General features: G+C 69.0%; 13 protein-coding genes. 6 read left to right on the top strand and 7 right to left on the bottom strand.

The window, feature by feature from the left end; genetic code table 11:
* Positions 1 to 87: 87 nt before the first annotated feature.
* Entirely contained in the window at positions 88 to 1,365 is a 1,278-nt protein-coding gene (locus tag VFL64_RS00860; protein ID WP_489538488.1) for an amidohydrolase family protein, read from the bottom strand.
* Between the two features lie 66 nt (positions 1,366 to 1,431).
* On the opposite strand from VFL64_RS00860, the gene VFL64_RS00855 reads away from it, so the two are divergent.
* Complete coding sequence (locus VFL64_RS00855; RefSeq protein WP_489538487.1) at positions 1,432 to 2,403, top strand: Bug family tripartite tricarboxylate transporter substrate binding protein; 972 nt, start codon at positions 1,432 to 1,434, stop codon at positions 2,401 to 2,403.
* 10 nt (positions 2,404 to 2,413) lie between these two features.
* On the opposite strand, the gene arsC is transcribed toward VFL64_RS00855, so the two are convergent.
* The 3 genes from arsC to VFL64_RS00840 are packed head-to-tail and all read right to left on the bottom strand — an operon-like array spanning position 2,414 to position 3,667.
* The gene (gene arsC, locus VFL64_RS00850; protein ID WP_489538486.1) at positions 2,414 to 2,836 is read right to left on the bottom strand and encodes an arsenate reductase (glutaredoxin); all 423 of its coding nucleotides are present in this window, start codon (positions 2,834 to 2,836) and stop codon (positions 2,414 to 2,416) included.
* A gap of 17 nt (positions 2,837 to 2,853) precedes the next feature.
* Positions 2,854 to 3,330 carry an ArsI/CadI family heavy metal resistance metalloenzyme gene (locus VFL64_RS00845; RefSeq protein WP_489538485.1) on the bottom strand — a complete coding sequence of 159 codons (477 nt, stop codon included), beginning with the start codon at positions 3,328 to 3,330 and terminating at the stop codon, positions 2,854 to 2,856.
* 13 nt (positions 3,331 to 3,343) lie between these two features.
* A complete protein-coding gene (locus VFL64_RS00840) occupies positions 3,344 to 3,667 on the bottom strand; it encodes an ArsR/SmtB family transcription factor (protein WP_489538484.1) in 324 nt (107 codons plus the stop codon).
* A 120-nt stretch (positions 3,668 to 3,787) separates the two neighbouring features.
* On the opposite strand from VFL64_RS00840, the gene atpE reads away from it, so the two are divergent.
* Positions 3,788 to 4,030 carry a F0F1 ATP synthase subunit C gene (gene atpE, locus VFL64_RS00835; RefSeq protein WP_489538483.1) on the top strand — a complete coding sequence of 81 codons (243 nt, stop codon included), beginning with the start codon at positions 3,788 to 3,790 and terminating at the stop codon, positions 4,028 to 4,030.
* A 23-nt stretch (positions 4,031 to 4,053) separates the two neighbouring features.
* Here the strand turns inward: atpE and VFL64_RS00830 are convergent, their stop codons facing one another.
* On the bottom strand, positions 4,054 to 4,983 hold the full coding sequence (locus tag VFL64_RS00830) for a cation diffusion facilitator family transporter (protein ID WP_489538482.1): 930 nt from the start codon (positions 4,981 to 4,983) through the stop codon (positions 4,054 to 4,056).
* A 163-nt stretch (positions 4,984 to 5,146) separates the two neighbouring features.
* Here VFL64_RS00830 and VFL64_RS00825 point away from each other — a divergent pair, with 163 nt between their 5' ends.
* Positions 5,147 to 5,812 carry a hypothetical protein gene (locus VFL64_RS00825; protein WP_489538481.1) on the top strand — a complete coding sequence of 222 codons (666 nt, stop codon included), beginning with the start codon at positions 5,147 to 5,149 and terminating at the stop codon, positions 5,810 to 5,812.
* Here the strand turns inward: VFL64_RS00825 and VFL64_RS00820 are convergent.
* Together VFL64_RS00820 and VFL64_RS00815 are read right to left on the bottom strand one after the other, a co-directional pair.
* The gene (locus VFL64_RS00820) at positions 5,786 to 6,286 is read right to left on the bottom strand and encodes a hypothetical protein (protein ID WP_489538480.1); all 501 of its coding nucleotides are present in this window, start codon (positions 6,284 to 6,286) and stop codon (positions 5,786 to 5,788) included. The two genes, VFL64_RS00825 and VFL64_RS00820, sit on opposite strands and share 27 nt — an antisense overlap.
* On the bottom strand, positions 6,264 to 7,478 hold the full coding sequence (locus VFL64_RS00815; protein WP_489538479.1) for a hypothetical protein: 1,215 nt from the start codon (positions 7,476 to 7,478) through the stop codon (positions 6,264 to 6,266). The genes VFL64_RS00820 and VFL64_RS00815 overlap by 23 nt, the downstream gene beginning before the upstream one ends.
* A gap of 199 nt (positions 7,479 to 7,677) precedes the next feature.
* Between VFL64_RS00815 and VFL64_RS00810 the strand changes: the two genes are divergently transcribed.
* The 3 genes from VFL64_RS00810 to VFL64_RS00800 all read left to right on the top strand — a co-directional run.
* Entirely contained in the window at positions 7,678 to 9,126 is a 1,449-nt protein-coding gene (locus VFL64_RS00810; protein WP_489538478.1) for a ComEA family DNA-binding protein, read from the top strand.
* Between the two features lie 21 nt (positions 9,127 to 9,147).
* On the top strand, positions 9,148 to 9,882 hold the full coding sequence (locus tag VFL64_RS00805; protein ID WP_489538477.1) for a hypothetical protein: 735 nt from the start codon (positions 9,148 to 9,150) through the stop codon (positions 9,880 to 9,882).
* A gap of 247 nt (positions 9,883 to 10,129) precedes the next feature.
* Positions 10,130 to 10,696, top strand: a 567-nt coding sequence (locus VFL64_RS00800) for a DUF8696 domain-containing protein (protein ID WP_489538476.1), incomplete at its 3' end; no start/stop codon positions are given.

The following is a 10,696-nucleotide window of genomic DNA, read 5'->3' as shown; positions in this document are numbered from 1 at the left end:
TAGGGGCTGGTGAGCGCGCCGATGAGTTTCATGCTTTGGTGTTCCCTGTTTCGATCGATTCTAGCCAAGGGGCCTCAGCGAAAGCACTCAGCGGCGCAATGACCAGTCGACATTCGCCGGCCTTCCCGGCAAGGAGAGCATGGCCGTGGCAGGCGGCATGCGCGAGATCACCACGCCGCGCCGCACCACCGCGAGGCGCGCGGCACGCAGGCGGATCGCCTCGACGGGTGAGCGGGCCTGCAGCAGCACGAAGTCGGCGTGGCAGCCCACCTCCAGCCCGTGGCCGTCGAGGCCCATGATCCGGGCGGGGTTCACCGTCACGGCCTCGAAGCAGGCCAGCATCTGCGCCTGCGAGGTCAGCTGCCCGACGTGCAGGCCCATGTGCGCCACCTCCAGCATGTCGCCCGAGCCGAGCGAGTACCACGGGTCCATCACGCTGTCGTGACCGAAGGCGACGGTGACGCCGGCAGCCATCAACTCGGGAACGCGTGTCATGCCGCGCCGCTTGGGGTAGGTGTCGTGCCGGCCCTGCAGCACGATGTTGGCCAGCGGGTTGGGGATGGCGTGCACCTGAGCCTCGGCGATCAGCGGGATCAGCTTGCTCACGTAGTAGTTGTCCATCGAGTGCATGGACGTGAGGTGCGAGCCGGCCACGCGCCCGTGCAGGCCCAGCCGCTGGGTGTGGAAGGCCAGCGTCTCGATGTGGCGGCTCATCGGGTCGTCGGTCTCGTCGCAGTGCATGTCCACGCGCAGGCCGCGCTCGGCGGCAATCTCGCACAAGACGCGCACGCTCTCGGCACCTTGCTCCATGGTGCGCTCGAAGTGCGGGATGCCGCCCACCACGTCCACGCCCAGGTCAAGAGCGCGCTTCAGGTTGGCGAGCGCATGGGGAGCGCGCAGCACGCCGTCCTGCGGGAAGGCGACGAGCTGCAGGTCGATGTAAGGCGCCACGCGCGCCTTGACGTGCAGCAGGGCTTCGACGGCGAGCAGCCGGTCGTCGCACACGTCCACATGGGTGCGGATCGCGAGCAGGCCCTTGGCGACCGCCCAGTCGCAGTACTGCAGTGCGCGCTCCACCAGCGCCTCTTGCGTGAGCAGCGGCTTGAGCTCGCCCCACAGCGCGATGCCTTCGAGCAGCGTGCCGCTTCTGTTGACGCGCGGCAGGCCGTGGCTGAGCGTCGCGTCCATGTGGAAGTGGGCGTCGACGAAAGGCGGGCTGAGCAGCTGGCCTTCGGCCTCGATCACCGGCGTGCCTGGCGGCGCCGACAGCGCCGGCCCGACGGCGGCGATGCGCCCGGCCTGAGCCAGCACGTCCAGGCCTGCGCGGCCGTCGGGAAATGTGGCGTTGCGAACGAGCAGGTTCATGGCGGCGGCTCCTGGGTTGCGGGGATTCTGGCTTACGCTCTGCCCTCTACTGCAAGAGACGTTCCCATGATCTCCAAACGACAGCTCCTCGCCGCCCTGGCCGCCAGCCCCTTGCTCGCCACCCGCGCGTGGGCCCAGGGCTGGCCAAACAAGCCGTTGCGGGTGCTGGTGGGCTTCCCCGGCGGCTCCTCGCCCGACCTGATGGCGCGTGCGCTGGCCGACGGCCTGGCGCAGGCGCTGGGCCAGCCACTGGTGATCGACAACAAGCCCGGCGCCTCCGGCAACATCGCCGCCGACCAGGTGGCGCGCGCGAGCGACGAGCACACGCTGGGTGTGCTGATCAACGGCAACCTCACGGTGGCCCGGCTCATCAACCCTGCCACGCCCTTCGATCCGGCGAAAGACTTCGCTCCCATCTCGTTGCTGGGCACCGCGCCGCTGGTGCTCACCGCTTCGGCCAACGCCAGCGGCAGCACGCCGGCCGAGCTGATGCAGTGGGCACGTGCGCAGGGCGACAAGGGCAACTACGGCACGCCGGGCAACGGCACGGTCGCCCACCTGGGCATGGAGCTGCTCAAGAGCAAGACCGGCCTGGCTGCGGTGCATGTGCCCTTCGCAGGCAATCCGCAGGTGGTGAACGCGCTGCTGGCCGGGCAGATTCAGCTCTCGCTGCTGCCGCCGGGCCTGGCGATGCCGCAGGTGAAGGCCGGCAAGCTCAAGGCCATCGCCGTCACCTCGCCCACGCGCAGTGCGCTGGTGCCCGAGGTGCCCACGCTGCGAGAAGCCGGCGTGAACGGCACCGACCTGGAGGTGTGGACGGCGCTGGTCGGCCCCGCTTCGTTGCCGCGCCCGATCGTCGCGCGCATGGCCGCGGCGGTCGCCGAGCTGATGAAGCAGCCCGACATGCAGTCCCGCCTGCTCGCCGCCGGCTGGCAGGCGGTGGGCAGCGGCCCCGAGGTGCTGGCCCAGCGCATGAAGGCAGACCTCGCGCTGCTGGGCGAGATCATCAGCGCGCGCGGCATCAAGGCCGACAGCTGAGTGAGTCGCGTCAGCTGACGCGCTTGCCGTCGTCGCGCACGACCTCGCCGTCTTCCTTGGTGAAGGGCGAGGGCAGCCGCTGCGGCAGGATCTCCAGCACGGCCTCGGACGGCCGGCACAGCCGCGTACCCAGCGGCGTCTCGACAACAGGGCGGTTGATCAGGATCGGGTACTGCAGCATGAAGCCGATCAGCGCATCGTCCGACCAGTGCGGCTCGGCCAGCTTCAGCTCGGCATAGGGCGTGCCCTTCTCGCGCAGCAGTGCACGCACCGGGAGGCCCATGGCCGCGATGAGCCCACGCAGGCGCTGCTCGGTCGGCGGTGTCTTGAGGTATTCGACGACCTGCGGCTCGACGCCGCTGTGGCGGATCAATGCCAGCGTGTTGCGCGAGGTGCCGCAGGCGGGGTTGTGGAAGATGGTGATGGCGGTCATGGTGAGCGCTGGCCGCCTCAGCAGCAAGCGCCGCTTGCCTTGACGGGAACGGCGACCGGCTTGCCGCGCGGCGCAGCCGCGCAGCAGGCGGCGGCTTGCGCCGGTTCGGGCTTCTTCGTGTCGCTGAACACAGGGATATCGGCCAGCGTGTGGAAGTGCTCCCAGGCAATGCCCTGCGGGTCGGTCACCCAGTGCTTGTCGCTGCGCGCGTAGCAGCAGCTCGTCTGGCCCTCGTCGAGCAGCGCCATGCCGGCGGCCTGGGCGCGTGCCTTCAGTTCGGCCAGTTCCTCGTCGGTGTCGGTCTGGAAGCCGAGGTGGTCGACGCCCGGCTCGCCACCCCGGCTGGAGATGGCGAAGTTGATGCGCGGGTCGTCGAGCATCCACTTGGCGTAGTCGCTCTCCACGCGCGTGGGCTGCGCGGCGAACAGCTTTGAGTAGAAGGCAATGCTGGCCTGCAGGTCGGCCACATGGGCGTGAACATGGAATCGCTTCATGACGGGTTCTCCTTCAGCAGTGGCAAGACGCTGCCGGGGTGCGGGCACAAGCGGCCCCCTGGCAGCAGTTCTCGGTGAGGTAGCCCAGCAGCGCGTTCATGCGCTCGTAGGCCGCGCGGTAGATGAGGTTGCGGCTGGCGCGTTCCTGCGTCACCAGGCCGGCGTGGATGAGCTCCTTGAGGTGGAACGACAAGGTGGCGGCCGGCACGCCCAGCCCCTCGGCCATGGTGCCGGGCGTGAGCCCGGCGTCGCCCGCCACCACCAATGCACGGAACACCTGCAGCCGCAGCGGCTGGGCCAGCGCGGCGAGCGATTGGACGACGTCTGCTTCTTCCATATTTCCATGATAGTCGAAATATCGAATGAAGCAAACCACCCACCACCATGACCTCCCAGGTCATGGACGCTGCGCAGGCGCCGCGCGACCATCTCCTCGCAACAACCAAGGAGAACACACATGGAAGGCCTCAACCTCGTCCCCCTCGCCGTCGGCCACATGATCGGCCTGGGCGCCATCGGCTCCTGCCTCGGCGTGGGCGTGATGGCGAGCAAGTACCTCGAAGCCTCGGCGCGCCAGCCCGAGTTGATGGAGCCGCTGCAGGGCAAGGTGTTCCTGCTGGTGGGGGTGCTCGACGGCGCCTTCATCATCGCCACCGGCATCGGCCTGTGGTTTGCGACGGCCAACCCCTTCAAGGGTTAGGGCCTGTTAACACCAAATGGGCACTAGGAAGATGCGCTCGGGTGCCACGGATCCACGTGCGTCATCAGGCTGAGCACGCGGTGGCGTTGCATCACGCGCTGGCGGGCTTCCAGCGCGATGGCGTGGCCGTCTTCCACGCTGAGTGAGCCGTCGACCTCGATGTGCGCGTCGACGACGATCATGTCGCCCATCTTGCGCGTGCGCACGTCGTGTGCGCCGCGCACGCCCGGCGTGTCGGTCAGCGTCTGGCGGATGGCCTCGACCTCTTCCACGTCGGCCGAGCGGTCGACCAGGTCGCCCAGCGCGTCCCAGCCGAAGCGCCAGCCGATGCGCGTGATGAGCAGGCCCACGATCAGCGCCGCGATGGGGTCGAAGATCGGGTAGCCCATCAGGTTGCCGGCAATGCCAGCACCCACCACCAGCGACGAGGCCGCGTCCGAGCGCGCATGCCAGGCGTTGGCCACCAGCAGGCTCGACTTCACGCGCCGCGCCACGTGCAGCATGTAGCGGAACAGGAGCTCCTTGGAGACCAGCGCCGTGCCGGCCACCCACAGCGCCGCCGCGTGCACCGGCTCGATGGTGTCGGGGTTCTGCAGCTTGACGAAGGCCGACCACAGCAGCGACACCCCCACCGCCAGCAGCAGCACGCCCAGCACCAGCGAGGCCGCGTTCTCGAAGCGCTGGTGGCCGTAGGGGTGGCCTTCGTCGGCCGCCTTGCGGCTGTGGCGGTGCGCGAACAGCACGACGAAGTCGGCCACCAGGTCGGACATCGAATGCAGCCCATCGGCCACCAGGGCTTGCGACTTGGTGAGCACGCCCGCCACGATCTGCACGCTGCTGAGCACCAGGTTCACGCCCACGCTGACCCAGGTGCTGCGTGACGCGGCGCGCGCGCGTTCCTCGGGGCCGATGGCGTGCTCGTCGTCGTGCGGGTCGGGTTGGATGCGCTTCATGGCGGGGCGTGTGGGTGGCCGCCAGTGTCTCCCAGTTGGCAGCCGCGGCCGCTGTCAAGCGCGGCGGCGGGGGAGTGGCAGGCCCACGACAGCCCCCGAGCGGAGGGGGTCGACCGTTACAGGGTGATCCAGATAATTGCACGACCGTACAATTTTTCCCGCCATGGACAAGCTGCTCGTCGTTTATGCCCACCTGATCGCCACCTGCCTCGCCCTCGGCGTGATCATGACCACCGACCTGCGGCTCATCGCCAAGCTGATGCGCTACCGCTGCGTGATCCGCCCGCCCAGGCGCTTCGAGACCAACGTGATCACGCTGGCGCTGATCGGCCTGTGCTTCTCCGGCATTGCCCTGGTGATGATGGGGCTGGACACCGACCCCAACTACCTGGCCGACAACCCCAAGCTGGTCGGCAAGATGCTGCTGGTGGGCCTGCTGTGCCTCAACGCCTTCGTGCTGCACCGCATCACCTTCCCGCGCCTGATGCAGCCCCACACCGTCTCGGCCTGGACGCGCCGCGACCACCTCGCCGTGGCGCTGCCGGTGGCACTGTCCAACACCCTGTGGCTGTACAGCGCCTTCCTGGGCGTGGCGCGCATCTGGAACCACCACAAGCCGCTGGTCGAGGTGCTGCTGCCGGCGGTGGGCCTGTTCGTGCTGCTGGCGCTGGCCATCCTCGCAGCACTGCGCCTGGCCGCGCGCGACGAGCCGCTCACGCCGCCCGACTGGATCGACTCGATGAAGGCCCGCCTGAGCGACCATGCGCCGCTCGACGGCCTGCGCCGCCCGGGCTTCGAGGACTCACGCGATTCCGTGTTCCCCACCTGATCCCGGCGTCTCGTACCAGCCGCCCGGCGTCACATACGCCACCCTCGAACCGTCGCCCAGGGCGATGCGCCAGGCCCACCGGGCCGGCGAGCCGTCGTACGACAGCAGCGGCTCGGCCAGCGCCTCGCCTGGGTGCCGGGCCTGGATCTCCGCCAGCCATTGGGCAGGCGGCTGGCGGAAGAAGCTCCCCGTCGGCCAGGCACCGCGGTCCGCCTCGCCACTGCCGAACTGGCTGAGCTGCCCAACACGGCCATCGAGCCCGACGCGCGCAAAGCCGCAGGCCAGACCGTCACGCACGAAGGGCACCAGCCAGAAGGCCGGTTCGCCGCCCGGCGTGTGCGCCAGCGCCGCTGCGCCCACGCGTGCGGAGCGGAGCAGGCGCGTGGTCGCATCGCCCGAACCGGCGTGGCGCAGCGCCGCCTCGACGGCGCGCTCGATGCGACCCGCTTCGTCAGGGGCAATCGACGTGGGCATAGACGTAGTTGGTGTGGGTCACCGCGTCCCAGTCTTCCCAGGTCACGGCGCCTCCCAGAGCGTAGTCCGCATTCCACGGCCACGGGTCGTAGACGTAGAGCTTCTTCTCCTCCAGGCCCAGGGCCCAGATCCAGCGCACGTACGAGTAGCCGGCCACCGCGCGCGCATGGCCGGAAATGCCGCTCTTGAAGGGCCGCAGCAGGTCGATCTGGTCGCGCCCCTTCTCCCAGGTGGGTGAGCTGTCGAAGCTCGCGTCGAGGTGGTTGCAGGTGAGCGACTTGTAGCCCGGGCTCTGGTCGGCCTGGCAGCCGCCGGGCGCATAGCCCAGGCTGGGCGCGATGTCGTCCTGCGAGTGGTAGTGGCGGTAGTAGCACAGGATCATCTGGCAGGTGGCGACCGCGCAGTAGTCGTTCACCTGCTGGCCATGCAGCACGAAGCAGTGGTGCGAGCGCGCATGGGTGTGGCCGTAGTGCGTGCAGTACTGCAGCAGCTTGGTCACCTTGCGGCGGTAGACCAGCACGGCATCGAGCTTGTCGTGGACCGACAGCAGGCTGCGCGCAGTGAGCATCTCGCGGCGGATCTTGTCGGGGATGGCGCCGCGCTCGGCCTCCACCTTCTTGAAGCGCGCCAGGCGCTTCTTGCGCTCGGCGTCGCTCAGCGCGCCATAGAACGACCAGGCATGAAAGCCTTCGCTGCCTGCGCGCTCGGGCTTCAACGGCACGCGCGTCAGCGACGACACGTCGTAGATGGCCTGCGTGGTGGCGTTGCCGTCGTCCACTTCGAACATCACCCCCAGCTTCGGGTAGCTGTAGCACACGAGCTTGGGCGCCGAGAGCTTGCTGCGCGCGAACTCGCGCTTCACCTTGGGTGTGAGTTTCTTCACCGCCTCGTCGTAGTTCCACAGGCGCGGCCCGAGTTCGGTGGCGACCACCGCGCTGCCCAGCACCTGGCTCGCCGCCACGCGCACGTGGCCGAACAGCTCCTTGCCGCGCGCCACCGCGAAGTCGTGGAACAGCGGTGTGCCGTTGATGTCGTGGATGGTGAGCGGCTCCTTGCGCACCGCGCCGGCGAGCCAGGGCTCCAGTTCGGGTGGGCCGGCCGCGGCGTTCTTCAGCACCGCCAGCGTGGCGTGTTCGGCGAGCGCCTTGCGGTCGAGCAGGTAGCGCTCTTCGGGATATCGGTTGCTTGCCATGTGTCCCCCTGTCAACAAGGATCGGATGCCGCACGGCAACGCACTCGCCGCGCGAGCACGCATGGTTCGCAGCGCGGCACGGCACTGTCAATCCCGCAGCCCACCTGCGAGCTAGGGGGCTGCGCGCGCCAGCTTAGGGATGGCGATGGCGCCGGCCCGCGCCTACTGTCTACACACGTTTGCTGAAGGGCCCACGACCATGAGCGGTTTGTCGACATCGACCATCACGAGCCGGCTGGCTGCCGAAGGCACCACCGCAGCCACGCAGCAGCTGATCCTGCAGTTCCTCAACAGCGCGGCCAACGCCACCGTGCTCGCGGGCGCCGAGCCGCAAGACGGCCCCATCGAAGACTCACCCAGCTCCGGCTACGGCGACCAGGTGCGCGACTACGACATCGGCCTCGTCGTCGCCCAGCGCCTCATCACCAAACGCACAGCGCTCGGCGGCAGCTTCAGCGCGCTCACGCAGCTGGCCAGCGTGAAGGGCTTCGGCCCCGACAAGTTCAACGACCTGCTCTTCACCTTCACGCGCAGCCTGTGCGAGGTGAGCAGCATCGTCTTCAACTTCAACAGCGCCACGCACACCAACGACGCGCTCAACCTGCGCCGCAACTACGCGAGCTCGCTGCCCTCGCCCAGCTGGCGAAGGGGCCTGAGCGTGCCGGCGAGCGACTCGTGCGCGCTCTACGCCATCCAGCCCACGCTGGGCCAGCCGCTGGCCATCCGCGTGTCCCTGCGCGCCAACGGCGTGAGCGCGGCCTTCGTGCGCGCGGTGGGCGGCGGGCGGCTGGGCAACGTGAAGGAGCAGCTCGTCTCCTTCGACGCGCTGGGCAACTCGGGCGCGCAGACCTTCCAGCTGGAGAACCCCACATTCCATGCGCACGGCGTGTGCGCCACCACCATCGCCTGGGCCTGGCAATGGCGGCGCCTGCCCACCGACCCGTGGCGCCCGCTCGTCACCACGCGCCACCGGCTCTACGTGATCCTTGATGTGCCCACGCTGCCCTGGGTGCAGACCACCGGCAGCACCTCGCTGCCCTGGACGGATGCGCTCGACATCGCCTGCGGCTGGGCGCACACCGCCACCACGCGCGACGTGGCCGCCACGATGGTCACGGCGCGCTACAACGGCAGCGGGCGCGTCTCGTACGACACGGTGAGCGGCGCCACCTTCTACGGCTTCACCGACTACAACCTCACGCAGATGATCAACCGCCTGAACGGCGGCGTGGGCCTGGGCGAGAAGGTCAACTGCACCGACAGCGCCAACACCGTGTCGACCTTCGCCAACCTGCTGGGTTGCGACCTGTGGCAGTCGCGCATGAGCTCGTTCTTCCAGCTCAACCCGATGATCGCCATCGGCTACAACACCTGGGCCATCCCCTTCTCGGGCAGCTTCAGCTACCACGAGGTGGCCTGGAAGGGCGCCTGCACCAGCGCCGACAACATCTTCGACGGCTGCCTCAAGGTCGACGCCGACGCCGACCCGGTGAACGCGCCGCACACGCCGCTCCTGCCCACCAACATGCTGTTCGGCGACTGCAGCACCATGAACTACCGGCTGCGCCTGTGCCCGCCGGGTGCGTCGGGCTGCGGCGCGTGCCAGCCCCAACCCGCGACGACGCGCAAGCGCCGCCCCATCGTCTGATCACCGCGAGGACACCTCACCATGGCATCGCTACATGACGTCGACGAGCTGCTGGGCGAGATCGCCGGGCGCCCCAGCGTGTTCAACCACAACCTGCGCCTGGCCGCCAGCGAGTTCAGCGGCTACGAGCTGGTCAATGAAGTGAGCCTCGCCGGCTCCAACGGCAGCACCGAACACGTCTACCTCTACGCCCAGCGCAAGGCCGCCACCGAGACGCTGCTGCGGGTGAGCGTGTCTGAGCACCCCGATGCGCGCCATGCGCTGCTCGCGCTCATCGAGTCGCTCGACAACAGCATGAACCCCGAGGTCGCGCGTGCCGGCGGCAAGCTGGCGAAGCTCGCCGACATCGGCTTCGTGCGCGCCGGCGAAGGCGATGGCAAGGGCCTCGGCGTGGCCCTGCTCAGCGTGGGCAACGCCGCGGTCAGCGTGCGCAGCGCCGGCAAGGCGCCGGCCGACGTGACGGCCGCGGCCGAGCGCGTCGGCAAGCTGCTCGGCACGCCGCCCGACAAGAGCACGCAGCGCGCCGGCCGAGCTTCCGCGCTACCACCGCCCGCTGCGCGCATGAGTGCCGGCGAGGTGCTGACGCTGATCGAGAAGCTGCCCGAAGGCGGGCCGGCCGCCGACCGCATCCAGGTCATCGCGCCGCGAGGCGAACTGCGACGCGATGGCGATGCGCTCGTCTATGTCGCGGTGGACGATGGCTCGCCGCAGATCGCCGGCTATACCCACCCCCAAGGCCAGACCGCTCCCCCGTAGCCGAGGCCGCATTCCCTTGTTCCGAGGGAAAGACCGACCTGATGAACCGCGATGCCACCCGTAAGATCGATGCATAACATCGGAGGAGCGGGGAAGCATGATCACGAACTCTTGGCGGAGTTGGGTCGCCGCGTGCGTACTTGGTTGCCTGGCAGCCTGCGGAGGAGGCGGTGGCGGTGAGGCTGGCGGTGGCAACCCGTCGTCGACCACGCCGGTTCCCGTCAGTATCACGACGCAACCCAGCTCGATGACTGCCGTGGCCGGGACGACAGCATCGTTCGGCGTCACCGCCGTCGGCGATGGACTGGCCTACCAGTGGGAGCGCAGCGCCAACACCGGCCAGTCATGGGTCGGCCTGCCCAATGCTACGGCGTCGAGCTATGCGGTCGCGGCGGTCGACAGCTCGCTCGATGGCAATCAGTACCGCGTCCGTGTCAGTGGCACCGCGAACTCGGTCACCAGCTCGGCCGCGATCCTCAGCGTGACACCGGCACCCGCGCCGGTGGCGATCACCGCGCAGCCCGGCGACCTGTCGGTCGTGCAAGGGACGACGGCGAGTTTCGCGGTCACCGCCACGGGCACGTCTCCGAGCTACCAATGGCAATCCAGCCTGGATGGACTGGCCTGGACACCCATTGCGTCAGCCACAGGCACCGCACTCACCCTGAGTGTCGTGCCACTCGCCGACAACGGGAAGCGGGTGCGCGTCGTGGTGAGCAATGAAGTCAACACCATCACCAGCAATTCGGCCACGCTGACCGTCACCGCGCCTCTTTCTGCGCCAGTGATCACCCTGGCCCCGCAGGCGCTATCG

Source organism: Rhizobacter sp., from assembly GCF_035702065.1.
Taxonomy (GTDB): Bacteria; Pseudomonadota; Gammaproteobacteria; order Burkholderiales; family Burkholderiaceae_C; genus Rhizobacter.
Note: the sequence above shows the minus strand (reverse complement) of the source record. Positions and strands in the feature narration are given on the sequence as shown.